The sequence below is a fragment of the Paenibacillus jepli genome, assembly GCF_047238105.1.
Classification (GTDB): domain Bacteria; phylum Bacillota; class Bacilli; order Paenibacillales; family Paenibacillaceae; genus Paenibacillus_D.
In genome coordinates this window covers 1,908,264-1,933,374 of sequence record NZ_JBDFMD010000001.1, presented here as the reverse complement: position 1 = coordinate 1,933,374, position 25,111 = coordinate 1,908,264, and the positions used below count along the sequence as shown (strand labels likewise).

The window sequence follows — 25,111 nt, the reverse complement described above, 5'->3', positions numbered from 1 at the left end:
CAAGCACCAAAACGGTACTTAGAGCTCTGCTCCAAGTGCCGCTTGACCGCTCCAAGCACCAAAATGGTGCTTACAGCTTCGTCTCAATCACTGCAAGCACCAAAATGATGCTACGAGCCCCGTGGCGGGCGCCATTAGCCCGCTCCAAGCGCCAAAATGCGCTACGAGCCGCGTCTAGGTAGCTGCGGTACCCGCCATCTCGTCGCCGCACTGGATGCAATACTTGGAGCTGATGTCGTTCTCCGTGTTGCAGTTGCGGCAGATGACGCGGATATCGCCCGTCGTATCCTCCACTTGCGGCTCCTCGGGGAACCGCTTGCCGCACTCGGGACAGAATTTGAGGTCGATCGGCACAACTTTGCCGCAGCTGCAGGATTTCTCGGATTTCATATTTTTGATCTTGTCCTCGATGACCTCGATATCTTGCTGGAGCAGGACGAGCTCCTCGCAGTAGTCCAATACCTCAGTTTCGGACTGGGCCAGATCCCCGGCCGTGAACGCCCGATAGACGGATTTGCCGATCTTGAGCTGGATTTTGTCCATCTCTTTTTCTTTCGAGGAGATCTGACTCTTCAGCTTGGTAATCTCCATGGTCTGTTGGGCTTTCTTGGCCGCTTCCGAAGCCCCTTGCTTCACCTTGTTAAAAAACGACATCTGTACTCTCTCCTTTGATTCGCCATGAACGAAACAGAACTTAACCAATACCATTATATTAAACCTTGGCTGGAACATTCAAACAATTTACGGTTTGAATTACAAGTATATTCGATTCTCCTATCTACTTGGCTTGTACTTCTCCGGAATGAAACTAACTGCGCCGTGTGCTTACGAAGCTAGTTTTGCTTTGCAAAACTTTTAGGCGAAGCCATTTCACCTTGATAGTAGCGTATATGATTCCTGGGAGTCAGGCTATAACTGATGAGCATAACCAGGAATCGGTCGCTGAGCTGCAACGCACCTTTTTTCCCTTAGAGCGCCGGAGCCAGACGTTCATTGAGCTGCAACGCACCTTTTTTCCCTTAGAGCGCCGGAGTCGGCCGTTCATTGAGCTGCAACGCACCTTTTTTCCCTTAGAGCGTCGGAAACGACCGTCCGCTGAGCTGTAACGCACCTTTTTTCCCTTAGAGCGCCGGAAACGACCGTCCGCTGAGCTGCAACGTACTTTTCTTCTCCTCAGCTTTCAGTCCGGAGAGCAAGCTGTTCCCAGTCATTTAAGGACGCCGCTAGCCATTTCACCTTGTCTCGACCAAAAAAGCCAACATGCAACAAACCCGCAGCCAGCCGGGTTCGGCTGATTGCGGGTTTATGGGCAAGTCGGGTCAGGCTTACACAGGAGCGTACATGCTCTCCCGCAGTGCTTTGACCTCGTCGCTATCGAGATATTCGTCATAGCTCATCGTCCGGTCGATCAGGCCTGCCGGTGTAATCTCAATGATCCGGTTGGCGATCGTCTGGATGAACTGATGGTCATGCGAGGTGAAGAGAATCGTGCCGTCAAAGTCGATCAGCCCGTTATTGAGCGCAGTAATCGATTCGAGATCCAAGTGGTTGGTCGGTTCGTCGAACAGCAGCACATTGGCGCCGTTGAGCATCATCTTGGCCAGCATGCAGCGGACCTTCTCGCCCCCGGAGAGCACGCTTGCCTTCTTCAGCGCTTCTTCGCCTGCGAACAGCATCCGTCCAAGGAAGCCGCGCAGGAAGGTCTCATCCTGGTCTTTGGAGTATTGGCGCAGCCAGTCGACCAGGTTGATCTCCACGCCGTCGAAGTAGGCGGAGTTGTCCTTGGGGAAATAGGCTTGCGTCGTCGTGACGCCCCAGGTGTACTCGCCCTGATCGGCTTCCAGCTCGCCCATGATGACCTGGAACAGGGTTGACTTGGCCACACCGTTCGGTCCGACGAAAGCGATTTTGTCGCCCTTGTTCACGACAAAACTGAGGTTATTCAGCACCTTCTCGCCATCGACGGTCTTGCTCAGCTGATCTACGGTCAGCAGCTGCTTGCCCGCCTCGCGCTCCGGCTTGAAGTGAAGGAACGGGTATTTGCGGTTGGAAGGACGGATATCCTCAAGCGTAATCTTATCGAGCGTCTTCTTCCGGGATGTTGCTTGCTTGGACTTCGAAGCGTTGGCGCTGAAGCGCTGGATGAACGCCTGCAGCTCCTTGATCTTCTCTTCCTTCTTCTTATTCTGGTCGCGGGCCATCTTCAGCGCGAGCTGACTGGACTCGTACCAGAAGTCATAGTTGCCCATATACAGCTGGATCTTACCGAAGTCGATATCCGCGATATGCGTACATACCTTGTTCAGGAAATGCCGGTCATGGGATACGACGATAACGGTGCCTTCATAGTCGAGCAGGAAGTTCTCCAGCCAGCGGATCGATTCCAGGTTCAAGTGGTTGGTAGGCTCATCGAGGAGCAGGATCTGAGGGTTGCCGAACAAGGCTTGCGCCAGCAGCACCCGGACCTTCTCATTGCCTTCGAGTTCTTTCATCTGCTTCTCGTGCATCTCGGTAGGGATCCCCAGGCCGTTCAGCATGCCGGCGGCCTCTGCTTCCGCTTCCCAGCCGTTCAGCTCGGCGAACTCGGCTTCCAGCTCACCGGCGCGCATGCCGTCTTCATCAGTGAAGTCGGGCTTGGCATAGAGCGCATCCTTTTCCTTCATCACCTCGTAGAGGCGTGCGTGGCCCATGATCACCGTTTCGAGCACCGGGTACTCGTCATATTCATAATGGTTCTGCTTCAGCACGGCCACCCGCTCGCCCGGCGAGATATGGACTTCGCCGCTGTTGGCTTCCATCTCACCCGAGAGAATCTTCAGAAACGTGGATTTGCCGGCGCCATTGGCCCCGATCAGGCCGTAACAGTTGCCGGGGGTAAATTTGATCGTGACATCTTCAAATAGCGGACGCTTGCCGTATCGCAGCGTCACGCCGCTAGTGCTAATCATCTCATCCCGTCCTTTTACTTATTTAATGTTCATCCGTTCATTATAACACACTCTGCCGGAGAGCGGCCAGAATGAAGCGGGATGTGACGCAAGCGAAAGGCGTCTGGCTATTGCCAAGCTGTCACCAACTGCTTAATATAGACAACAGACAGACCAATTGGAAAAAGGGAGAGATGTTGGCATGGGCCAGGCTACGACGATATTGTTTACCGGAGATTCCATCACGGATTGCGGACGAGGACGGGGCGAGGACCAGAATCATGTGCTGGGGCAAGGCTATCCGAATCTGATCGCCAGCAAGCTCGGCAGCCTGTATGCCGAACAGCAGCCGTTGTTCCTCAACCGGGGCATCAGCGGCAACCGTGTCTCCGATCTCTATGCGCGTATGAATGAAGACGCTATCAGCCTGAGGCCGGATCTGCTCAGCATCCTGATCGGCATCAACGATATCTGGCGCATCATGAACAATCTGCCAACCGGTGTGACCGACCGCTTCGAGCGTGTCTACCGCCATCTGCTGGAGGAGACCCGGGAGGTGCTGCCAGCGTCTGCTCTGGTGCTGTGTGAGCCGTTTGCACTGCCCGGTTCCGCAACCAGCGAACGCTGGGACGGATGGCAGGACATGCTGCGGCGCTATAGCGAGATCCTGCAGGGACTGGCAGAGGAATACGGCGCTGTCTTCGTGCCGCTGCAGGGGGCTTACGATAAGGCCGCGCAGCGCGCAGACGCGGCATACTGGCTATGGGACGGCGTCCACCCGACAGCCGCCGGTCATGATATTATCGCCGAGGAATGGCTGATCGCCGTCAATAAAAGCGAATTGGATATTTTCTTCAAACGGTAGATACGAGCAAGCCAAGGCTTTTGCCTGGGGGAGGGACCTTATGGTACCCTCCCTTTTGCCGCGTCTGCAAGTCGCGGCCGCTGCTCCTGCGGCACGCAAAGAGAATATATTTCTAGTACGCCCAAACGCCGGACTGCCGCGATGCATAGACTGGTGAGAGCTTGTCTATTGGTGATGCTGCGCCATCGATATAGTCTGACTGCGTGCCAGGATGGGCAGACTGGTAGACATAGAGGGGACAGGCTAGTTGAACCCTCGCAAACATGTTGCAGCAGGGCATCATTTAGCGCACCGGGTCAACACTGTTTCTCTAGACCCACAAGGGAAACTTCGGGTAAGATACCCCTATTGGAAGCAACTCTGGAGGTGGCTGAGCTGGAAACGTATGACAACATCAGACAAGGGGAACGGGGCGCTTGGCTCAGTATCTTCAGTTATATTGTCTTAGCGGCGTTGAAGCTGACGATCGGTTATTTGTTTTTATCCGAAGCCCTGATGGCTGACGGGCTCAACAACGCCTCGGATATCGTCGCCTCCGTCGCCGTCCTCATCGGCCTGCGGATCTCGCAAAAACCGCCGGACAAAGACCATCCGTACGGACACTTCCGCGCAGAGACGATCGCGGCGCTCGTGGCCTCTTTTATTATGGCGATGATCGGCTTGCAGGTACTGATCGGAACGGTGCGGAGTCTGTTCGCGGGTACGCATGAGGCGCCGGCCATGCTGACGTTCTGGGTGGCGGTCGCTTCATCCGTGGCGATGTTTGGCGTATATTCGTACAATCGGCGCCTGGCGACGCGGATCAAGAGCCAGGCGCTGATGGCTGCCGCCAAGGATAATCTGTCGGATGCCCTGGTCAGTATCGGTGCGGCCATCGGCATCATGGGCGCGCGCCTCGGTCTGCCGTGGCTGGATCCGGTAGCGGCGCTGGCAGTCGGACTGATCATCTGCAAGACGGCATGGGAGATCTTCTACAGCGCGACCCATGCATTGACTGACGGGTTTGATGAAGCGAAGCTTCAATCGATGCAGAGCGATGTAGCCGCCATCAAGGGGGTGCGCGAGATCAAGGATATCAAAGCGCGCATCCATGGCAGTAATGTATTGGTCGATGTCATCATCCTGGTCGACCCGTCGCTCACATTGATCGAGAGCCACCGCATCTGCGACGAGGTCGAGAAGAGGATGAAGCGCATGCATGATATTATCCATATTCATGTGCATGTAGAGCCATTCATGGGAGCCGCGCCCTCGTAGTGTTAGAATGTCTGTATGCAATGATCATAAATCCCAGAAAATGAATGAAACTTTGCGCTCAAAATTATCGTCTAATCTAGCAGAACAGACAGAAACCAGCAGATTAAAGCGCGCTTTATACCCACGGAGCCGCTTTGTTTAACCTGCCAATTTATTCCGGGTCCTAGAAGGGACCAGCGATTCCCTGCATCGCTGGTCCTATTTTTGGTCGCCCTTGATTTTTCCAATTATATTTCATTCATTTGGCAAAATAATTGGCTAACCTTGGTTTGAAAGCGGTTTCAATAATTTTGATGAGAAATTATTCATCTTTTTCCCCCGGTTTCCAACTTGGTGAAGGGGGCATCCGGTCAGCGGGGCAATTGGGCCTGCTGGAGGATGCAGAGGCAAACAGGATGGCTCTAGAATGGAGACAGCATTCGGATGAGAGGAGGACAGACACGCATCCCGATAATCCATGATGGAGGTTGAATTTTTTGAAAAAATCCTTGCTCATTGTTATAGTCCTGACCCTGCTGATGCCGCTCCTGCCCGTCACAGAGCGTGCGGAGGCCGCAGCGACCATTCAAGTCAAAAAGTCTGTCAGTTTCCGTGACCAGCCCAACACTTCTTCCCATGTTAAACGTTATCTGAAGGCCGGAGAACGGCTGACGGTTCTGGGCCAGCCCAACTCTTACTGGTACCGGGTCCGCGACGCAGGCGGCACGACAGGCTATGTGTCCTCCAGCTCGCAATACATAACCGCATCCTCCGGCGGCTCCGGAAGTACGGGAAGCGGCACGGGAAGCGGTACGGGAACGATCGTATCTTCCGTCTCATTCCGGACAGGCCCGTCTACCGGCGCGTCCCGCATCCGATATATCGGCAAAGGCGAGACGGTAACGATCCTGAGTCAGCCGAACTCCTATTGGTACCATGTACGCGACTCCAGCGGCAGGACGGGGTATGTCAGCAGCCAGGCCAAGTATATCCGGGTCGGCGGAAGCGCAGCGCAGCCCCCGGCCAGCGGCGGCACTTCGCAGAACGGAAGCGCCGAGCGGGCCATCACAGCAGGCATGCGATTCCTAGGCACTCCGTATCAATATGGCTCCAATCGCAGCAGCACGGCAACCTTTGACTGCTCGGACTTTGTCAGACGGGCATTCTTGAACGGGCTGGGCATTACCTTGCCGGCAGATTCCAGAGGTCAGGGCGCCTATGTCAAAAACAAAGGCAATGCCAAATCCAACTGGCGCAATCTCAAGCGTGGCGATCTGATGTTCTTCATGAGTTACAAAGGGACAAGCGCATCGTCGTACAGCGGGATTAACAAATCTACAGCGACGATCACGCATGTCGGCATCTACCTGGGCAATGGCCAGATCCTGCATACGTACTCCAAAGAGTCCGGAGGCGTGCGCACCGACAGTATTGCCGGCAGACATTGGGAGCATCGTTTCCTCTTCGGCGGTTCGGCGCTGTAGCCGGAACTTGTTGACAGACAAGCATCCAAACTTTAGGATAAGTTTATAGATCCAACACGATCACTTTACTAGGAGAGGGGAGTATCCGCCATGAAGAAAAATTGGCTTGCGTCGCTCGCGTCCGGCTACGGATACTCCACGGCTGTTTTTTTCTAGCATCCGGCAGACGGGAGCAGTCTGTCTATGGGTGAGGAGAAAATAGCACTATTTGAAAAGTGAAGGTGATTGGAGAATGAGCGGTATATTACGAATGAATCCGGCGGGCGTTAGCCCCCCTGTAGGCAACTACAGCCATCTGACGAGGATCCCCAGGGGAGCCGAGCTCTATGTGAGCTCGGGACAGGTCGGCACTGCAGCCGACGGCAGCATCCCTGAGTCGATCCAGGATCAGATCGCGGGCACGTTCCGCAACATCGAGGCGCTGCTGCAGTCGCAGCAGCTGCGTGCCGAGGACGTCATCAAGGTCAATATCTGGGCTACCGAAGAGTTGGATTGGACCTACTTGTACGAGCAGTGGGGCGCGTTGTTCGGAACGAGCTATCCGTCGATGACAGTGGGGTATCTGACGGCACTGGGCCTGCCGGAGCTGAAGGTCGAGATCGAGTGGTGGGCGGCCAGACTAGAGACGGATCACCAATAGGGAATCATCAATTCGTGTCGGGAGATCTGTATCCCGCTCGTGAGCCGCGGGGTTATTCCCGCGGCTCTTTGCGTGCGACGCCGCTCTGGAGGGCCGCCTGGATGACCCGTCTTCTGACTTCTTCGACAACGCGCTGGTTGAAGACGCTGGGGATGATGTAATGCGGCCCCAGTTCTTCGGGTTCGATGACGGCCGCGATCGCCTCGGCGGCTGCGAGCTTCATCGGCTCGTTGATCTCGCTGGCCCGGCAGTCGAGCGCTCCGCGGAAGATGCCGGGGAAGCAGAGGACATTGTTGATCTGGTTGGGATAGTCGGACCGCCCGGTGGCGAACACGGCGACGAGGTCCTCCGCCAGCTCCGGCCGGATCTCGGGCTCCGGGTTGGCCATGGCGAAGACGATCGGCTGCTCGGCCATCGAACGGATATGCTCGCGGGTCAGGATGCCCCCGGCGGAGACGCCGATGAATACATCCGCCTGCTGCAGCGCCTCGGCAAGACCGCCCTGCAGCCGATCCGGATTGGTATGCTCGGCATACCATTGCCACATCGGGTGCGCGTAGGTGCGGTCGGCCGTCAGGATGCCTTCGCGGTCGACCCCCAGCACATGCCGGGCCCCACCGGCGAGCAGCATCTTCGTACAGGCGGTGCCGGCGGCTCCGATGCCGCAGACGACGATGCGCACGTCGCTTATCGACTTGCCGACCAGCTTGAGCGCATTGATCAGCCCGGCATACAGGACGACAGCGGTACCGTGCTGATCGTCATGGAAGACCGGGATATCGAGCTCCTCGCGCAGTCTGCGTTCGATCTCGAAGCAGCGGGGCGCGGCGATGTCCTCCAGATTGATGCCGCCGAAGGCGGGCGCGATCGCTTTGACTGATGCGATGATGCTCTCTGTATCTTGCGTGTCGAGGCAGATAGGGAAAGCATCGACCTCTGCAAATTGCTTGAACAGCATCGCCTTGCCCTCCATCACGGGCATGGCTGCATACGGTCCGATGTTGCCCAGCCCAAGGACGGCGCTGCCATCCGAGACGACAGCAACCATGTTGCGCTTGACCGTAAGGGTGAAAGCTTTGGACGGATCCTCGTGGATGGCGGTGCAGACACGGGCGACCTCAGGCGTATAGACGCGTGAGAGATCGTCGCGGTTCTGGATGGGTGACTTGGGCGCGATGGCGATTTTGCCGCCCAGATGGAGAAGGAAGGTGCGGTCGGATACATTGACCAGCCGGATGCCGGGCAGCTCGCCAAGCGCCGCAGCGATCCGATTCGTCATCGAGGCCGCCTCGACCTTGACGGTCAAGTCCCGGATCGTCCGCTCCCGTCCCGTCTGGATCACGTCGATGGCGACGACGTCTCCGCCCGCCCCCTCGATCGCCGAAGCGGCGCGACTAAAGTTGGCCAGTTTGGTGTCCAGTTCCAGCCGCAGGATGATCGTTTTTCCGTCAAGCGATTTGCCGTTCATAGCAGTCCCTCCGTTTTGTTTCTTCTATTATTACACCAGTGGCCTACACGCATAAGCAGGTTGCTGCAGAGAAAATAATAAACCGCCGTCTTGACATGCAAGCGACGGTCGTTCTCTAGGGTGTATATCTCAGCCCGCGCAAGGCGATAAGCGGGACGGAAGGCCGCAAGGGCTTACTGCATCATCGCCAGGACGGCTTGAGAGCATTTGGTCGGGCTGTACTGCTGATTGCGCTTGTTGATCAGGGTGTGCCGGAAGCGGGAAGCCGCATAAGGCTCCTTGATCATGGTGAACCATTTGTCGATCGTCTCGGTCGAGCTGAGCATCTCGCCGAAGCCGTGCTGGATGAAGTACTCGCAGTTCTCCTCCTCCTGACCGGGGATCGGCTCGTAGAACAGCATCGGGATGCCCTTGCTCAGTCCTTCCGTGCAGGTCATGCCGCCCGGCTTGGTGATGAGCAGATCGGAGACATCCATCAGCTTGCTGACATCGTTGGTAAATCCGAGAATCTTGATGTTGGGGTGCTGGAAGCTGGGATCAGCCAGCAATTTCTCCTGCACTTTCTCGTTATTGCCGACGCAGAAGATCAGTTGTATGGTTTCCCTCCACTGGGTCATATATTCCATGATGTGGTTGTTATCGCTGAGCATTCCCCAGCCTCCGCCCATGATCAGTACCGTCGGCATGCTCTTGAGCTGGAATTCCTGCTGAATGGCCGGTTTATCATACGATGTCCAGAACTTGGGATGCACGGGAATGCCGGTTACTTCGATCCGCCCCGGCGGGATGCCGTGTGTCATCAGCTTCTTCTTTACGAGCGGCGTCGAGACCAGGTACTTGTTCACTTCCGGGCTGGTCCAGGTGCCGTGGGCATCGTAGTCTGTAATCAGCGTATATAGCGGTACATCCAGTCCAAGCCGCTTGAGCCGGGCGACGACCGCATTGGGCACCGGGTGGGTGCAGACGATGAGATCGGGCTTCAATTGGGTGATGAGCTGGGAGGTCTGGGTATAAAAAACGCGATGCAGCGCAAGCTGGGCAAAGCGGTTCAGCGATTTGTGGTACTGCGTGCGATACATCATGCCGACAAGCTTTGGCTGCTTGCTGACCGTCTTGCGGTACGCAGACATGATCCAGGGGCCGACGATCGGATTGAGAAATTTGCCCAATTCAATCACGCGGGCCTGAATGCCCGGGGAGAGCTGCTTCAGTCCCATAGCAAGCGCGTATGCAGCTTGGGTATGTCCGGAGCCGAACCCTTCGGAGAGCAGAAGTACTCTTTTCTTCCGCATCATCTCACCTACTTTTCCTAATTACCATATTACGACTTGAAAGCAGCCAAGACAAGTTCAGAAATAGCACTTGCGCCTTTCTACTACATTAAATTATCCTAAAGGATAAGTAAACCATCATGTTGGTAAGATGGACGATACAACATGATTCGACATGGGGGAGTGCTGAGATGAAGGAATCAGGACAGGAACTGACAAGCGGAACCATCGTCAAGATGAATTATAAAAGCGGTGTCTATGTCGGAGAACTGGTGGAACCGGGCTCGCCCCGCGCCGTAGTCAAGGTGCTGGCGGTGCTCAAGCATCCCGATCAGGGAGACCTGCATCATCCGTACAACCCCGACGTCCCGATGTTCCACGAACGCCGTGCGCTCAGCTACACCGAGAAGGCGCTGGTGCCGCTGCGGGACATCCAGCCGCATGCGGGCGATGTGCCGGACTACAAGGCGTCGCTGGAGCTGGCGCTGCAAGCGGAGATCGAGATGCTGGACAAGCTGAAGCGCTGGGCCGAGCGCGGTCTGCAGCAGCTGGACGGTTTGCGGCGGGAGTACAAGTAGCGCGCCGCACTCACCGCCAGACCAGGTGAAACGGCGTCACCTAAAAGTTATGCAAAGCAAAACCGACTTCGTAAGCACACGGCGTTCGGCACTTATCCGTACAGTAGCTGCGCGACCGCATAGAAGAGGGGAATCCCGACCGACAGATTGAAGGGAAAGGTGATGCCCAGTGCAAGTGTCAGATAGATCGAAGGCGACGCCTCCGGTACAGATGCGCGCAGGGCGGCTGGTGCCGCGATATACGAAGCGCTGCCCGCAAGCACGCCGAGCAGCACAGCGCCGCCGATCGACAGGTCGATGATCGAACCGACCCACACGCCAAGCGAGCCGAAGAGGACGGGGGCAAGCAGCGCGAAAGGCAGGAGCGACAGCTGCTCGCGGCGAAGCTCCTTCAGCTTCGCGCCGCACACGAGCCCCATGCCGAGCAAGAACAAGAGGAGGAAGCCGCGGTACATATCGATGAAGAGCGGGCCGACAACAGGAAGGGCTTCCTCGCCGCAAATCCAGCCAATCGCCAGCCCGCCGATGAGAAGCAGCACGCTCTTGCTAAGCAGCGCTTCGTGAACGGACGCCCAAGGAAGCTGGGGGAGAGGCAGCCACCGGGACTGTAGAGTAGCCGCTGTGGACGGCTTGCGTGCGGCACCTGCGCTCTTCCACGCCTTAAGCATGATCAGGGACACCAATATCGCTGGCACCTCCATCAGTGCGACGATCGCGTTCATGTACCCCTCGAAGCTGAGCCCCAGGCCTTCGACAAAGTCAACACCTGCACCATACGTAACGATGCTCACGGATCCATAGGTTGCTGCTAGCGCCACTGTGTTGTATTTATCAAGTCCCCGCAGCCGGAAATATCCGATGACGAGCAGCGGGATGATCATTCCCAGCATCAGTCCGGCCCACATGGGGCGCACGAGCTCCGAGACCGGATAGGCCGACAAGCCAATCCCTCCCTTAAAGCCAATGGCAAGCAGCAGATAAATACTGAGGGTATCACTTAATCCCTTGGGGAAAGCCAGGTCCGACTTTGCGAGCGCGGCGACCAGACCAAGCACAAACAACAGGACAGCGGGAGACAACATATTCGTATAGAGCATTTCCAACATCATTCATTCCTCCTTCAAAATTAGGACAAACAAAAACCGGCAACAATCGCAATGCAAGTGAGAATTCCCTTGAACATTGAGATTATTGCCGGTTTATCGAAAGCAGCCGGTCCATTGGACCCTCTGCCGATCTACTGGCGGTTATTTGGTTTTGGACGTAAGCCGCTCCTCAAGATTGCGCTCAAGCATAAACACCATGACGCGTTCGCCGGTCTGCGTGGAAAGATCCGTGTGGAAGGAGACCACGCGCTCTTCTGTAATGCTCCCGATCATGTCACCCAAATCCTTGCGCCCCGCCTCGACAAGATCGGAACGAATGCGCTTGACAGACAACATGCCATTCTTCTGCTCGGACAAGAGCTTCTCTGCTGGTGTTAAGACACCCTTCAGCACGACAACGACCATATTACGGAGAATGTCGGCTTTCACGATGACGGAACCGCGGCCCAGGAAGTCCTTCTCCCATTGCGTGAGCGCCATGCTGATCTCAGCTTCTATCTTACCTTTTGTCTTCATGGCAACCCCTTATTTTGTACTACATGATAATTTATCTCGGAATTGCGCTTTTGTCAATCCCAATTATACATTTCGATTATCGATTGATGAATGCCGTCTTTGTGTTGGCGCTGTACACAACCTGGAACCCCAGACCGTCCGCAAGCACGGCCAGAGGCACATACGTCTTCATCTCGCCATTCATCGGCTGCAGATAGGCCGGCGTGTCGATGGCGACCGGCTGACCGTTCACGTGCATCACTGCCGAATCGATCTGCAGCACCACTTCCCGGCTGCCGGAGCGGATCGTCGCCGTCTTGGCCTTGGCGTCCCAGACCGTAGTTGCCTTCATCGCATCGGCAATATCCTTGATAGCCAAGTATGTGCGGTCTTGCTTCAATACCGGCCGGTTAACCGTGAGCATCTCGCTGCCGTCTACAACAACCGAGATGCTCACGCCTTCGGCGCGCGGGGCGACCTGCCGTTCATCTCCCCAGATGGAGAGGGCGAAGGCGCCGCCGATGGCGGCATAGCCCGTCTGGTTCGGGTGGATGTCGCGGCGTATGATGTAGGTCATGCTGGCTTCTTTGCCCACGAAGGCGTCTGCGCTGTAGGCTGCTCTGACGTCGCTGCCGGCTGTTTCAAAACGCTGGACGACGGACGCTAACCGCTCCTTGATCAATCCGATGGTGTCCTGGAACAGCTGATACTGAGCCGCTGTGATCCCTGCGATCGGCAGGTTGGGCACCGGCGAGTAAAAGTCGGAGACGACGATGCTGGCCTCCGGCCGGATCTCCAGCAAGGTGCGGACCGCAGACTCCAGGGAAGCCTCGTACGCATCCAGTGCTGCTGTACGCCAGCTGTCGATCGCCTCCCGGCTCTGGTTCATTTGATCCATCAGCTCAGTGAAGTTGTTGGCGCCGATCGTGATGACTACAAGATCGGCCTGCTGCAGATCCCGGCCCAGCTGAGCCGTGCTCTTGACGATCGCGTCCGCACGCGGATCGACGGCCGCGCCTGCGATCTCTGCCGGCGTGATCTCACGGCCGTCTCTGGCGGCTGCTAGCCAGGCGTCGAGGCCTTCCGTACGCAGTCCGAGGATTCCGTAGTTGGCCACCTCGGTGCGGCCGCGGAACAGCGCCTGCTCGTAGATACGCTCAACATAACCGTAAGGCTTGGAATCCTCCGTGAAGCCGAGCTCGTAACCGGCGGTGAGGGAGTCGCCGATGGCGACGATCCGGTACGGCTCATGGACGGCGGATGATTGAGCCGCTGCAGACGGCGGGGCGGCATTCGCGGCAGCTGCGGCTCCCGAGGCAGGCAGAGCACCGATGACAAAGGTACATGAGAGCAAGATGGCGGCAGAGATTTTGCCCAGTTTCCTTATGTTGCTATACAACATGTCCACATCCTTCTGATATAATTTGTACTATCTCGGTGCTGAAAAACGACCTTTTTGAACACCATTTTATGTAAGAAGAAGCTCAAAAAGCCCGCTTTTGATCACGGAGCGAAGCCAATTGTAAATCAGGGGCAGTTTTCGTCTTGGCCGGCCGCGGGGTTTAAACAATCTTATCAAGATTATAAAAATATTAAATTGATATCGTTTTGGCGTAATGATAAAATAATGTAATACCAAAAACGCGCAAACCAGCTGTCATGCTGCGTCGAGATGTGAACAGAATGCCCCCGCGCAAGACGAAAACCATGTAAATAGTACAAACTTTTCGTGATTTTCTGCATTATGTCAGGGGTGGTCACCGTGTATGCTTAAGTCCATGCTTAGGAACCACGTGACCCTGTTGTCTTCTCTTCGGCAGTACGGCCGGGACTGACAGGTCCTGCGCCCACAGATTTATTCTATGTTAAAACAGGCTGGAGTGAAAGCTTTTTGTTGCTGAGTACAAGTGTCGCCATGAATTCTAAGCTTCTGCCGGTTGAGCGCTATGATTTCTTAGGATTCTAGGAGACTCCTACAAGAGTCAGAACACTTGTATTTTTGTCGCGGGCGCGTGCCGACCCTGAGGTGCGGGCACACCGGGGTGGCAAGCTTGCGGCTTCTGTAGCAGGAGCTGCTATTATATGTACTACTCCAGCAGCGGACCGATCAAGCAAGTTTCGGATGGGCTGGATCAAATCTTTTGATAGAAAGGTTGCATTGCATACAATGAAAGATACACGTTATGGATTGCCGCCTAAGCAAGGCCTTTATGATCCGCAGTATGAGAAAGACGCTTGCGGTATGGGGTTTGTGGCGAACATTAAAGGCATCAAATCACACACAATCGTACAGCAGGCGCTCACGGTGCTGGAGAATATGGAGCATCGCGGCGGACAAGGCAGCGAGCCGAATACCGGTGACGGCGCCGGCATACTGATCCAGATCCCGCACGGCTTTTTCAAGGGCGAGATGGCTGGAGCAGGCGTAGAGCTGCCGGCAGAAGGCGATTATGCGGTAGGTATGATCTTCTTCCCGCAAGACGAAGCGGCGCGCAGCGAGCATGAGCGGCGGCTCGAGGCGATCATCGCCGAGGAAGGGCAGACACTGCTCGGCTGGCGGACCGTGCCGACCAACGATGAGAAGCTCGGCGAGTCCGCCCGGGCTGCGATGCCTTATGTGCGCCAGGTGTTCATCGGCCGTGCGGCGGGACTCGAGGGCGAGCTGCCCTTCGAGCGCAAGCTCTATGTCATCCGCAAACGCGCCGAGCATGCGATCCGCTACTCTGGTCTTGCGGGCGGCGACATGTTCTATTTCCCCAGCCTCTCGAGCAAGAAGATCGTCTACAAAGGCATGCTGACGACGGAGCAGGTGCGCTCGTTCTATATCGAGCTGAACGACGAGTCGCTCGAGACCGCGATCGCACTCGTCCACTCGCGCTTCAGTACCAACACCTTTCCGAGCTGGGAGCGTGCGCATCCGTACCGCTACATCATCCACAACGGAGAGATCAACACGCTCCGCGGCAATGTCAACTGGATGCATGCGCGCCAATCGCTGTTCGCGTCGGAGCTGTTCGGCGAAGATATGGATAAGGTCAAACCGATCATCAATCCTGACGGTTCGGATACAGCGATGTTCGACAACACGCTGGAGTTCCTCTATCTCTCGGGACGCTCGCTGCCGCATGCAGCGATGATGATGATCCCTGAGCCATGGTCCAACCATGAGAGCATGGACGACGACAAGAAAGCTTTCTACGAATATCACAGCACGCTGATGGAGCCGTGGGACGGCCCGGCGGCGATGGGCTTCACCGACGGTACCCGGATCGGTGCGACGCTCGACCGCAACGGCCTGCGCCCGGCCCGCTACTATGTGACCAAGGACGATGTCATCATCCTCGGTTCCGAGGCAGGCACGGTGCCTGTCGATCCGGCGAACATCCTGTACAAGGATCGTCTGCGCCCGGGCAAGATGCTGCTCGTGGATACCCAGGAAGGCCGCATTATCGCTGATGAGGAGGTCAAAGCTGCCATTGCGGCGGAGAATCCTTACCGCGAGTGGCTGAGCGAGCACTTGATCGGACTGCAGGACCTGCCCGAAGCGCCTGAGCTGCCGGAACCGGATCATGCGACGGTCAAGCGCCGCCAGCAGGCATTTGGCTACACCTATGAGGACCTGCGCAAGATTATCGAACCGATGGCAAGCAGCGGCGTCGAGCCGATCGCTTCCATGGGCTACGACGCTCCGCTGGCAGTCCTCTCGGAGCGGCCGCAGCGCCTGTTCAATTACTTCAAGCAGCTGTTCGCCCAGGTGACGAATCCGCCGATCGATGCGATCCGTGAAGAGATCATCACGGCGACGGGTACGACGATCGGCTCGGAGCGCAATCTGCTGGCTCCAGAGCCCGAGAGCTGCCGTCACATCCGGCTGGACTCGCCGATCCTCTCCAATGAGGACTTCGCGAGACTGCGCCATGTGCGCCGTCCGGGCTTCAAATCGATCACGCTGCCGATCTTCTTCCCTGCGGATCAGGGTGAAGAAGGACTGCGGACCGCGCTTGCCGAGATGTGTGAAGCTGCCGACCGCGTCATCGACAAGGGTCACAATGTGCTGATCCTGTCCGACCGCGGCATCGATCGCGACAATGCGGCGATCCCGTCGCTGCTGGCTGTCTCGGCACTGCATCACCACCTCATCCGTCAAGGTACGCGGACACGCGTCAGTCTCCTGCTGGAGTCCGGCGAGCCGCGCGAGGTGCATCACTACGCGCTGCTGCTCGGTTATGGCGTGAGCGCAGTGAACCCTTATCTCGCCTTCGAATCGCTCGACGATATGATCCGCGAGAACATGCTGACCAATATCTCGCACGACAAAGCCGTGCGCAACTATATCAAGGCCGCAACCAAAGGCGTCGTGAAGATTCTCTCCAAGATGGGGATCTCGACGATCCAATCGTACCGCGGCGCCCAGATCTTCGAGGCTGTCGGCCTGAAGGAAGAGCTGGTGGATCAATACTTCACCTGGACCCCGTCCCGGATTGGCGGTATCGGTCTGGATGTGATCGCCCAGGAGGCGCTGGAGCCGCATCATCTGGCTTATGACGACAAGGAAGGTACCGAGCGTGAGCTCTCTTCCGGCGGCGAGTACCAGTGGCGCAAGGACGGCGAGGATCATCTGTTCAACCCGCAGACGATTCATACGCTGCAGATGTCTGCCCGTGCCAACGACTACAACCTGTACAAGAAGTATTCGGCTCTTGTCCAAGGCGAAGATCAGAAGCACAACACACTGCGTTCCCTCCTCAGCTTCAAGAAGGACGGCAACGTAGTGCCGCTGGAGGAAGTCGAGCCGGTCGAATCGATCGTCAAACGGTTCAAGACCGGTGCGATGTCCTTCGGTTCGATCAGTAAGGAAGCGCACGAGAGCCTGGCCATCGCGATGAACCGCATCGGCGGCAAGTCCAACACCGGTGAAGGCGGGGAGGACCCTGACCGCTACACGCCGGACGCCAACGGCGATCTGCGCCGTAGTGCGATCAAGCAGGTAGCATCCGGACGCTTCGGGGTTACCAGTAACTATCTCGTCAACGCTGACGAAATTCAGATCAAGATGGCCCAGGGTGCGAAGCCCGGCGAAGGCGGTCAGCTGCCCGGACGCAAGGTCTATCCTTGGGTAGCGGAAGTGCGCGGATCGACGCCTGGCGTCGGCCTCATCTCGCCGCCTCCGCATCATGACATCTATTCGATCGAGGATCTGGCAGAGCTGATCCATGATCTGAAGAATGCCAATCCGCGGGCTCGCATCAACGTCAAGCTCGTATCGGCTGTAGGCGTAGGTACGATTGCTGCAGGCGTGGCGAAGGGCCGTGCGGATGTCATCCTGATCAGCGGCTACGACGGCGGTACGGGCGCTTCGCCGATGAACTCGGTGCGTCACGCGGGCATGCCGTGGGAGCTCGGCCTTGCGGAGACCCATCAGACGCTGATGCTCAACAACCTGCGCGACCGTGTCGTCGTCGAGTGCGACGGCAAGATGATGAACGGCCGCGACCTGGCGATCGCCGCGCTGCTCGGTGCTGAGGAATTCGGTTTCTCCACCGCGCCGCTCGTCGTCATCGGCTGCGTCATGATGCGTGTCTGCCAGCTGGATACCTGTCCGGTTGGTGTAGCGACTCAGAATCCGGAGCTGCGCAAGAAGTTCATGGGCGATCCGGAGCACGTCGTCAATTACATGCTGTTCGTCGCACAGGAGCTGCGCGAGATCATGGCGGAGCTGGGCTTCCGTACCATCGAGGAGATGGTCGGCCGTGTCGACAAGCTGGAGACCAAACAGCTGATCGACGCTTACAAAGCCAAAGGCGTCGATCTGACGCCGTTGCTGCACCAGTCCGAGACTACCAAAGACGCGGTCCGCCACAATGTCCAGCAGCAGAACCACGGTCTGGAAGAGTCGCTGGATATGCAACAGCTGCTGCCGCTGGCGATGCCTGCGCTGGAGACCGGCGAGCGAGTATCAGGCACGCTGGAGATCTGCAACACGAACCGGGTAGTCGGCACGATCCTCGGCAGCGAGGTTACTCGTCGCTATGGAGCGGCTGGACTGCCGGAAGATACGATCAAGCTGCACTTTGTCGGTTCGGCCGGTCAAAGCTTCGGTGCCTTCGTGCCGAAAGGCATCACGCTCTCCTTGGAGGGTGATTCCAATGACTACGTGGGCAAAGGGCTGTCCGGCGGCAAGATCATCGTGGCGCCTTCGCCGGCAGCGACATTCCCGGCTGAGGACAACGTGATTATCGGCAATACCGCGTTCTATGGCGCGACCGGCGGTGAAGCCTATATCCGCGGAATCGCGGGCGAACGCTTCGCCGTCCGCAACAGCGGCGTGTCGGTTGTCGTCGAAGGCGTGGGCGACCACGGCTGTGAGTATATGACTGGCGGCAGAGTCGTCGTGCTCGGCGAGACGGGACGCAACTTTGCAGCCGGGATGTCCGGCGGTATCGCCTATGTCCTGGATCGCAAAGGCGACTTCTACAAGCATTGCAACCTGGAGATGGTTGGTCTCGAGCGGGTCGAGGAAGAACGCGACATCGCCGAGCTGCGCAGCCTGATCGAGCGTCATGTCGAGTACACGGGCAGCGTGCCCGGGCAAGCAGTACTGGCGGACTGGGAGCAATCGCTGGAGCAGTTTGTCAAGGTCATCCCGAAAGACTACAAGCGGATGCTGGCTCAGATTGAGAAGATGGAGCAATCCGGTCTCGAAGGCGAAGCTGCGCTGTTGGCCGCATTTGAAGCCAATATGCGTGAGCTGGCCCGCGTGGGCGGCAACTAAGCAGGGTCCAATAAATAGAGCTTATCCAATGGCGGTGTCAGGGTTATCCCTGCACCGCTATTTTAATATTTACGGCGATAGCCGTTTCAACTGCGTTCGACAAGACGATCAATTTAGAGCGCTTTCATCAAAAGATGAAGTCGGTATTCGACAAAATAAGAACAAAAAAGCGAAATCCGACAACGAGTATCCGACAGTCAAGCCTGTAAGTTTTTAGCTATAATAGCAGTGTTGATCTGAAGAGAATAGATAAAGGTGGGGAGTGGGAGTGCTTCTTATGGGAAACCAAGAACAAAAAGAGGAAGCCCAGGACTCTCCGGTTTTACTGGACGTAAGGGTCATCCTGGAGCAATTGGGCATTAGTTCGGCAACACTGCTGGAAGAGCTCGATCCATCAACTAAACAAAATAAAAACCCCCGTTGAAGGGGGGGTGAAAACGGGAGCCGCTGGTCGGCTCCTATTTCATGTTGCGCTCGGCTCTGACAAAAGCGATGAAACGCCGCGATTCATCAGGCGTCAGCTTGCGTCCGTCGATGGTCAGATCAAACTTCTCCAGAATCTCCTCATCGGACAACTCCAGCCGGTCCACGAAACTCCGCGTATCTTCATGTAATACCATATCTGAGATCTCTGTGCGACCTACCAGATAATCAATGGAAACCTTGAACAGATCTGCAAACTTTGAGAGCGTCTCCATGTCTGGCTCGCGCCGGTTTTTCTCGTAATGTGATAAAGCGGCCCGCGAAATTCCAAGCAGCGTCGCAGTTTGTTCCTGCGTCCACCCCTGCTGCTCGCGAAGCTGAGCGATTCGTCTGCCAGTTATCATCATGTTCCTCCTAACCCTGTTAGCATCATAATAATATGTAAAAACGACGATTGCATGCAATGATACAATTAGTCGCAAAAATAAAAAAAACTATCGCACAGGTCTTGACTTGTTACGTTCTGTATCGTAAAGTAAGGTTCATAATGATACGTTATGTATCACATTTCAGCAGTATTCTCATCTTACGACAAGTTTATTCAGTCTGTGCCAAAATTTGCGAACGGATGTGGCCTATGATTATCCGCACAAAGACCAAGACATCACGACGCAAGCAGCCGAGGCTCCGGTTGTCGCCCGCGCTGAACGCCGATCTCGCCATCTGCGAAATCAGGGGACAGGCCGTGACAACCCGCTCGAGACCGGTGCTGGTGCTGGACGCAAGTCCCGGCGGATGTTCTATTATGTCCGTATTGGACCTGCCTGTAAGTCCGGATTATGCACTGGAGCTGAATATCGCTGAGCCTTTGCGGCTTGAGCTGCGCGGACAGGTGCGGTGGAAGCGGCGGGAGGGCAATTTCTTCGAATATGGCATCGCATATGTACCCGCACCTTCGTCCTCGCTACATTATCAGATTGTTTGCCTGCTGAACCGGCTGTTACTGCAGCAAAGTCCGGCACAAGCCAAAATCCATTCCTTGTATCAGCAACTAAGCGGCCTGTCGCGGCGCTGAGGAAGCATCCCGCCTTCGGTCCCGGCACACGATTGGATTACAGATTCCTTACTTGCATCTCTCCTATTATAACGCAAAACGCGTAAAAAGTGGGATGCTGCCGTAAAAAAGGTCACCCCTGCTGCACCTTTATCACTGCGGGGACTCGGTCATGCTGTGGGCTGTTACACGCCTTAGACGTAGATCGTCGAGGGTATGATGCGAGGGTGGGTTAGATGCCCGAACATCAAATATGCTGTGCCATTAATAAACAGAGAACAGGATAGGTGATGGTTGATGAAAAAAGTCAAAAAAGCCATTATTCCCGCTGCCGGTCTGGGCACCCGTTTCTTGCCGGCCACCAAAGCAATGCCAAAGGAAATGCTGCCAATCGTCGACAAGCCGACTATTCAGTACATCGTGGAAGAGGCGATCCAATCCGGTATCGAAGACATCATCATTGTGACCGGCAAGGGAAAACGGGCGATCGAGGATCATTTCGACAATGCGTTCGAGTTGGAGCATACCCTTCTCGAGAAAGGCAAACACGATTTGCTCCGCGAGGTTCAAAAATCATCGGTTGTCGATATCCATTACATCCGTCAAAAAGAGCCCAAAGGCCTCGGCCATGCCGTCTGGTGTGCGAGGAACTTCATCGGTAATGAACCGTTTGCTGTACTGCTGGGCGACGATATCGTCCAGTCACAGGTGCCGTGCACCCGGCAATTGATCGAGCAGTACGAACAAGTCGGCGCCTCTGTCGTCGGTGTCCAGACCGTCTCCTATGAGCAGACCAACCGCTACGGCATCGTCGATCCGATGGGCACCATCGACCGGCTGGTCCGCGTCCGCGAATTTGTCGAGAAGCCGCCGCTGGGCCAGGCGCCTTCCAACCTGGCGATCATGGGTCGATATGTGCTGTCACCGGAGATCTTCGATTATCTGCAGCTGCAGGAGACCGGCTCAGGCGGCGAGATCCAACTGACCGATGCGATCCAGAAGCTCAATGAAGCCAGCGGTGTATATGCCTACGATTTTGAAGGGGTCCGCTATGATGTGGGAGAGAAGCTGGGTTTTATCTTGACGACACTGGAGTTCGCACTCCGCAACCATGAGCTGCGGTCGCCGCTGGTGAATGCGCTGGAGAGCATCCTGGAGAAGGAACTGCTGAACAAGCTGGTATCTGTCCGGGGTGAGATGAGATGAGTCTGCCTACATCGACCAAGGATCGGGAGCTTTCCAGATCTGAGCTGGAACGTTATTACCCGCTCGCTAGAGGGGCTCAGGTATTCGAGAAACCTGTTTACCTCATGATCAAACGGTGCATCGATATTCTGGGTGCGGCGATCGGCCTTCTCGTACTGTCGCCGTTGATCCTTGCTGTCGCGTTGCTGATCAAATTAGAGGATCCGCGGGGGCGGATCTTCTACCATCAGACGCGGATCGGCAAGGATGAGCGTCCCTTTCGCATGTACAAACTGCGCTCCATGGTCAGCAACGCCGATGAGCTGCTCCAGCAGCTGCGTGGGCGCAATGAGATAGAGGGTGCGATGTTCAAGATCAAGGAGGACCCCCGGGTGACGAGGATCGGCCGCATCATCCGCCGGACCAGTATCGATGAGCTCCCGCAGCTGTGGAACGTGCTGCGCGGCGAGATGAGCCTGGTCGGACCCCGGCCGCCGCTGCCTGGCGAGGTCGAAGCCTATACCGCATTTGAAAAACGCCGGCTTTCGGTTGTACCCGGGTGCACCGGATTGTGGCAGGTAAGCGGCCGCAGCCAGGTCAGCTTCCAAGAGATGGTCGCCCTTGATATGGAGTATATCCGGATGCGCAGCACGATGTATGACCTGAAGATTATGCTGCGTACGGTGCGGGTGATGATCGGCGCCAAAGACGCATACTGAGACCTAACCTCCTCCCGGTGGCAAGAATCCTTTTGCAGCGGCATACATATGAAGAAGATCATGCGTACAGAGGAGCTGACGAAGTGAACATTTTGCCAACGGGAATGGAGGACGTGCTGTTGCTCGAGACGGCCCGTTACGGAGATCATCGCGGTTATTTCGAAGAATGCTATAACGCAGAGGCGTTTGTCCGTCATGGCCTGCCGATCTCATTCATCCAGGATAATCATTCATACTCGGCGGAAGCGGGCACGATACGCGGACTGCATTATCAGCGGGCTCCCAAGGCCCAGACGAAGCTGGTTAGGGTCGGCATCGGCGCCATCTATGACGTGGCTGTCGATATCCGGCCTGATTCGCCGACTTATGGTCACTGGGTAGGCGTCATCCTCAGCGAGAGCAACGGCCGCCAACTGCTGGTGCCTGCCGGGTACGCCCATGGGTTCTGCACGCTGGTGCCGGATACGCATGTGTACTACAAGGTGGATGCGCCTTACGACAAGGGCCTGGACAGCGGTATCCTCTGGTCCGATCCGTCGCTCGGCATCGACTGGCCGGTCGCCCGGCCGATCCTGTCGGCGAAGGACGAACAGCTGCCCACGCTTGAAGCGGCTGCGGCTGCAGGTGTACTGGATGCTTAAGGTGCTGGTGACAGGCGGAGAGGGGCAGCTGGGCAGGGATCTCGTAAGTCTGCTGCAGGCCGCCGGATATGACGTCGAGGGACCCGGACGCGATGCGCTGGATGTCACCAGGCATGAGGCCGTCCGTGAATGGCTGCAGAGCAGACGCCCGGATATCATCGTGCACTCTGCCGCCTATACCGATGTGGACGGAGCGGAGCGGGCTATCGATACGGCATGGCAGGTCAATAGCGAGAGCACCCGCAATCTGGCAGCAGCTGCGGAAGCACTTGGGGCCAAGCTGGTCTACATCAGCACCGATTATGTATTCGGCAGCAGCGGGCATACGCTTCCTTATGAAGAGGCGACCCCCGTCGATCCGATCAATGTGTACGGACAGACCAAGGCTTCAGGAGAAGCCCATGTGCAAAACCTGCATACCCGCCATTTCATCATCCGGACCTCATGGATGTATGGCCGCCACGGGCGCAATTTCGTGAAGACGATGCTTGAGCTCGCCAAAGGCGATATGCCGATCCAGGTGGTGGATGACCAGGTGGGCTCGCCGACCTGGACGGAGGATGTCAGCAGGTGCATCCTGCGGCTGATCGCTACCGAAAAGTATGGGATATACCATGTGACTAATGCGGGAAGCTGTTCCTGGCATGAGTTCGCTGCGGCCATTTTTGAGCTCAGCGGCATCGACAAGTCCATACAGCCCGTCTCCTCGGCCGAGTTCCCGAGGGCGGCGAGAAGACCGGCATATTCAGTGTTGGCGCACAGCGCTTTGGCCGCAGGCGGCTTCCCGCCGATGCGGCACTGGCGGGATGCGCTGACCGACTATTTGGCTTAGCTAGGAGAGTGTGTGTGATGAGAATGGTCTTATTATCCGGAGGATCCGGCAAGCGGCTGTGGCCGCTATCCAACGATGCCAGATCAAAGCAGTTTCTCCCGGTCCTGGAGAGTCCCGCCGGCACTGCGGAATCTATGGTTCAGCGGGTCTGGCGGCAGCTGTCAGACACCGGTCTGCAGGAGCGGGCGTGCATAGCAACCAGCAAGAGCCAAGTGGAGATGATCCATGCCCAGCTCGGACACGGGACCCCCATCGTCGTCGAACCGCAGCGGCGGGACACCTTCCCGGCGATTGCGCTTGCCGCCGCCTATCTATATTCCGTTCAAGGCGTGAGTCTGGAGGAGACGATCGTGGTCATGCCGGTCGATCCCTTTGTCGAGACAGCCTTCTACGATACGATCGCCAGTCTGCCGCATGTATTGGCAGACAGCGGGGCTGATCTGGCGCTGATCGGCGTCCAGCCTACTTATCCCTCGGAGAAATACGGGTACATCGTGCCCGAGAGAGGAACGTCAACTGGCGGCGATGGCCTCCAGGTCCCGGCGTACAGCCGAGTCAGCCGATTCCAAGAGAAGCCCCGCAAGGAAGAAGCGACCGTGCTGATCGAGCAGGCTGCGCTTTGGAACTGCGGGGTATTCGCTTTCAGGCTGGATTATCTGATCAACCTGCTCATCGCTATGGAGCTGCCGATCCAGTACGAGGAGATGGCCCGGCAGTATGCCAAGCTGCCGGCGATCAGCTTCGACTTCCAGGTCGTCGAGCGTGCGGCTGATATCGCAGTGACTCCCTATGCGGGAGAGTGGCGCGATCTCGGGACGTGGAACACGCTGACCGAGGAGATGAAGCAGCCGCTGGTCGGCAAAGGCATCCTGACGGAAGATTGTCATAATACCCATCTCATCAACGAGCTGGATATCCCGATTGCGGTGGTCGGTCTCTCGGATGTGATCGTCGCGGCCAGCCCGGACGGGATCCTCGTCAGCGACAAGTCGGCCAGTCCGCGGATCAAGGAAGTGCTGAAGCCGCTGGAAGGGCGGCCAATGTATGAGCAGCGGCGCTGGGGACACTATCGCATCATCGACCACCTGATCGCCGAAGGCGGCGAGGAGGTGCTGACCAAGCGGATTGCCATCCGCAGCGGCTGCAACCTGAGCTATCAGCTGCATCTGAAGCGGAGCGAGATCTGGACGATCGTCTCCGGCACAGGCGAACTGGTCCAGGATGGCGTCTATCGCCGGGTAGGCGCCGGTGATGTCGTCCGCATCCCGGCCGGCAGCCATCACAGCATCCGAGCCGTGACGAATCTGGAGATCATCGAGGTTCAGTCGGGTCCCGAGCTGATCGAAGAGGACATTATCCGGCTGCATATGGATTGGGAAGAGATCCTGCAAGTGAGCCGAGCATGAGGAGTGAAG

The 25,111-nt window shown here is 56.8% G+C and carries 21 protein-coding genes; 13 read left to right on the top strand and 8 right to left on the bottom strand.

Going from position 1 to position 25,111, the window contains the following annotated elements; all coding sequences use genetic code 11:
• Positions 1–174: 174 nt before the first annotated feature.
• Both ABC336_RS08685 and ABC336_RS08680 read right to left on the bottom strand, forming a co-directional pair.
• Positions 175–654 carry a double zinc ribbon domain-containing protein gene (locus ABC336_RS08685; RefSeq protein ID WP_413238280.1) on the bottom strand — a complete coding sequence of 160 codons (480 nt, stop codon included), beginning with the start codon at positions 652–654 and terminating at the stop codon, positions 175–177.
• Positions 655–1,325: 671 nt separating this feature from the next.
• Positions 1,326–2,948, bottom strand: a complete 1,623-nt coding sequence (locus ABC336_RS08680; protein WP_413238279.1) for an ABC-F family ATP-binding cassette domain-containing protein — start codon at positions 2,946–2,948, stop codon at positions 1,326–1,328.
• A gap of 181 nt (positions 2,949–3,129) precedes the next feature.
• Here ABC336_RS08680 and ABC336_RS08675 point away from each other — a divergent pair, with 181 nt between their 5' ends.
• The 4 genes from ABC336_RS08675 (at position 3,130) to ABC336_RS08660 (ending at position 7,152) form a co-directional block, all read left to right on the top strand.
• Complete coding sequence (locus tag ABC336_RS08675) at positions 3,130–3,792, top strand: SGNH/GDSL hydrolase family protein (RefSeq protein ID WP_413238278.1); 663 nt, start codon at positions 3,130–3,132, stop codon at positions 3,790–3,792.
• A gap of 366 nt (positions 3,793–4,158) precedes the next feature.
• On the top strand, positions 4,159–5,049 hold the full coding sequence (locus tag ABC336_RS08670; protein WP_413238277.1) for a cation diffusion facilitator family transporter: 891 nt from the start codon (positions 4,159–4,161) through the stop codon (positions 5,047–5,049).
• A 476-nt stretch (positions 5,050–5,525) separates the two neighbouring features.
• Positions 5,526–6,512, top strand: a complete 987-nt coding sequence (locus ABC336_RS08665; protein WP_413238276.1) for a C40 family peptidase — start codon at positions 5,526–5,528, stop codon at positions 6,510–6,512.
• Positions 6,513–6,744: 232 nt separating this feature from the next.
• Positions 6,745–7,152, top strand: a complete 408-nt coding sequence (locus ABC336_RS08660) for a RidA family protein (RefSeq protein WP_413238275.1) — start codon at positions 6,745–6,747, stop codon at positions 7,150–7,152.
• Positions 7,153–7,204: 52 nt separating this feature from the next.
• Here ABC336_RS08660 and ABC336_RS08655 read toward each other — a convergent pair whose 3' ends face one another.
• Entirely contained in the window at positions 7,205–8,620 is a 1,416-nt protein-coding gene (locus ABC336_RS08655) for an NAD-dependent malic enzyme (RefSeq protein WP_413238274.1), read from the bottom strand.
• Positions 8,621–8,793: 173 nt separating this feature from the next.
• Positions 8,794–9,912, bottom strand: a complete 1,119-nt coding sequence (locus tag ABC336_RS08650) for an MGDG synthase family glycosyltransferase (protein WP_413242473.1) — start codon at positions 9,910–9,912, stop codon at positions 8,794–8,796.
• 170 nt (positions 9,913–10,082) lie between these two features.
• Between ABC336_RS08650 and kapB the strand changes: the two genes are divergently transcribed.
• Positions 10,083–10,469 (top strand): kinase-associated lipoprotein KapB, encoded by a 387-nt coding sequence (gene kapB, locus ABC336_RS08645; protein WP_413238273.1) that lies wholly within the window; start codon positions 10,083–10,085, stop codon positions 10,467–10,469.
• A gap of 92 nt (positions 10,470–10,561) precedes the next feature.
• Here the strand turns inward: kapB and ABC336_RS08640 are convergent, their stop codons facing one another.
• The 3 genes from ABC336_RS08640 to ABC336_RS08630 form a co-directional block, all read right to left on the bottom strand.
• Positions 10,562–11,578, bottom strand: coding sequence for a sodium-dependent bicarbonate transport family permease (locus tag ABC336_RS08640; RefSeq protein WP_413238272.1), 1,017 nt, complete (start codon positions 11,576–11,578; stop codon positions 10,562–10,564).
• 138 nt (positions 11,579–11,716) lie between these two features.
• A complete protein-coding gene (locus ABC336_RS08635) occupies positions 11,717–12,091 on the bottom strand; it encodes a Na-translocating system protein MpsC family protein (RefSeq protein WP_413238271.1) in 375 nt (124 codons plus the stop codon).
• A 76-nt stretch (positions 12,092–12,167) separates the two neighbouring features.
• Positions 12,168–13,472, bottom strand: a complete 1,305-nt coding sequence (locus ABC336_RS08630) for a stalk domain-containing protein (protein ID WP_413238270.1) — start codon at positions 13,470–13,472, stop codon at positions 12,168–12,170.
• Positions 13,473–14,237: 765 nt separating this feature from the next.
• Here ABC336_RS08630 and gltB point away from each other — a divergent pair.
• Complete coding sequence (gene gltB, locus ABC336_RS08625) at positions 14,238–18,842, top strand: glutamate synthase large subunit (RefSeq protein WP_413238269.1); 4,605 nt, start codon at positions 14,238–14,240, stop codon at positions 18,840–18,842.
• A gap of 277 nt (positions 18,843–19,119) precedes the next feature.
• Entirely contained in the window at positions 19,120–19,266 is a 147-nt protein-coding gene (locus ABC336_RS08620) for a hypothetical protein (protein WP_413238268.1), read from the top strand.
• 34 nt (positions 19,267–19,300) lie between these two features.
• Here the strand turns inward: ABC336_RS08620 and ABC336_RS08615 are convergent, their stop codons facing one another.
• Positions 19,301–19,669 carry a helix-turn-helix domain-containing protein gene (locus tag ABC336_RS08615; protein ID WP_413242472.1) on the bottom strand — a complete coding sequence of 123 codons (369 nt, stop codon included), beginning with the start codon at positions 19,667–19,669 and terminating at the stop codon, positions 19,301–19,303.
• A 233-nt stretch (positions 19,670–19,902) separates the two neighbouring features.
• Between ABC336_RS08615 and ABC336_RS08610 the strand changes: the two genes are divergently transcribed.
• The 6 genes from ABC336_RS08610 (at position 19,903) to ABC336_RS08585 (ending at position 25,102) form a co-directional block, all read left to right on the top strand.
• Positions 19,903–20,340: a PilZ domain-containing protein gene (locus ABC336_RS08610; protein ID WP_413238267.1), complete on the top strand. Its 438-nt coding sequence runs from the start codon at positions 19,903–19,905 to the stop codon at positions 20,338–20,340.
• A 276-nt stretch (positions 20,341–20,616) separates the two neighbouring features.
• The gene (galU, locus tag ABC336_RS08605) at positions 20,617–21,525 is read left to right on the top strand and encodes a UTP--glucose-1-phosphate uridylyltransferase GalU (protein ID WP_413238266.1); all 909 of its coding nucleotides are present in this window, start codon (positions 20,617–20,619) and stop codon (positions 21,523–21,525) included.
• A complete protein-coding gene (locus ABC336_RS08600) occupies positions 21,522–22,223 on the top strand; it encodes a sugar transferase (protein ID WP_413238265.1) in 702 nt (233 codons plus the stop codon). The genes galU and ABC336_RS08600 overlap by 4 nt, the downstream gene beginning before the upstream one ends.
• Before the next feature lie 83 nt (positions 22,224–22,306).
• The gene (gene rfbC, locus ABC336_RS08595; RefSeq protein ID WP_413238264.1) at positions 22,307–22,864 is read left to right on the top strand and encodes a dTDP-4-dehydrorhamnose 3,5-epimerase; all 558 of its coding nucleotides are present in this window, start codon (positions 22,307–22,309) and stop codon (positions 22,862–22,864) included.
• Positions 22,827–23,696: a dTDP-4-dehydrorhamnose reductase gene (rfbD, locus tag ABC336_RS08590; RefSeq protein ID WP_413238263.1), complete on the top strand. Its 870-nt coding sequence runs from the start codon at positions 22,827–22,829 to the stop codon at positions 23,694–23,696. The genes rfbC and rfbD overlap by 38 nt, the downstream gene beginning before the upstream one ends.
• A gap of 17 nt (positions 23,697–23,713) precedes the next feature.
• On the top strand, positions 23,714–25,102 hold the full coding sequence (locus tag ABC336_RS08585; RefSeq protein ID WP_413238262.1) for a sugar phosphate nucleotidyltransferase: 1,389 nt from the start codon (positions 23,714–23,716) through the stop codon (positions 25,100–25,102).
• Positions 25,103–25,111 lie beyond the last annotated feature (9 nt).

What these genes read in the sequence shown, in the direction of transcription:
- ABC336_RS08680 (WP_413238279.1), bottom strand. Translation starts at nt 2,948, where the DNA reads ATGATTAGCACTAGCGGCGTGACGCTGCGATACGGCAAGCGTCCGCTA.
- ABC336_RS08600 (WP_413238265.1), top strand. Translation starts at nt 21,522, where the DNA reads ATGAGTCTGCCTACATCGACCAAGGATCGGGAGCTTTCCAGATCTGAG.
- ABC336_RS08585 (WP_413238262.1), top strand. Translation starts at nt 23,714, where the DNA reads ATGAGAATGGTCTTATTATCCGGAGGATCCGGCAAGCGGCTGTGGCCG.
- ABC336_RS08620 (WP_413238268.1), top strand. Translation starts at nt 19,120, where the DNA reads ATGGGAAACCAAGAACAAAAAGAGGAAGCCCAGGACTCTCCGGTTTTA.
- kapB (WP_413238273.1), top strand. Translation starts at nt 10,083, where the DNA reads ATGAAGGAATCAGGACAGGAACTGACAAGCGGAACCATCGTCAAGATG.
- ABC336_RS08655 (WP_413238274.1), bottom strand. Translation starts at nt 8,620, where the DNA reads ATGAACGGCAAATCGCTTGACGGAAAAACGATCATCCTGCGGCTGGAA.
- ABC336_RS08675 (WP_413238278.1), top strand. Translation starts at nt 3,130, where the DNA reads ATGGGCCAGGCTACGACGATATTGTTTACCGGAGATTCCATCACGGAT.
- ABC336_RS08615 (WP_413242472.1), bottom strand. Translation starts at nt 19,669, where the DNA reads ATGATAACTGGCAGACGAATCGCTCAGCTTCGCGAGCAGCAGGGGTGG.
- ABC336_RS08635 (WP_413238271.1), bottom strand. Translation starts at nt 12,091, where the DNA reads ATGAAGACAAAAGGTAAGATAGAAGCTGAGATCAGCATGGCGCTCACG.
- ABC336_RS08640 (WP_413238272.1), bottom strand. Translation starts at nt 11,578, where the DNA reads ATGATGTTGGAAATGCTCTATACGAATATGTTGTCTCCCGCTGTCCTG.
- gltB (WP_413238269.1), top strand. Translation starts at nt 14,238, where the DNA reads ATGAAAGATACACGTTATGGATTGCCGCCTAAGCAAGGCCTTTATGAT.
- ABC336_RS08630 (WP_413238270.1), bottom strand. Translation starts at nt 13,472, where the DNA reads ATGTTGTATAGCAACATAAGGAAACTGGGCAAAATCTCTGCCGCCATC.
- ABC336_RS08685 (WP_413238280.1), bottom strand. Translation starts at nt 654, where the DNA reads ATGTCGTTTTTTAACAAGGTGAAGCAAGGGGCTTCGGAAGCGGCCAAG.
- ABC336_RS08650 (WP_413242473.1), bottom strand. Translation starts at nt 9,912, where the DNA reads ATGCGGAAGAAAAGAGTACTTCTGCTCTCCGAAGGGTTCGGCTCCGGA.
- ABC336_RS08610 (WP_413238267.1), top strand. Translation starts at nt 19,903, where the DNA reads ATGATTATCCGCACAAAGACCAAGACATCACGACGCAAGCAGCCGAGG.
- ABC336_RS08660 (WP_413238275.1), top strand. Translation starts at nt 6,745, where the DNA reads ATGAGCGGTATATTACGAATGAATCCGGCGGGCGTTAGCCCCCCTGTA.
- galU (WP_413238266.1), top strand. Translation starts at nt 20,617, where the DNA reads ATGAAAAAAGTCAAAAAAGCCATTATTCCCGCTGCCGGTCTGGGCACC.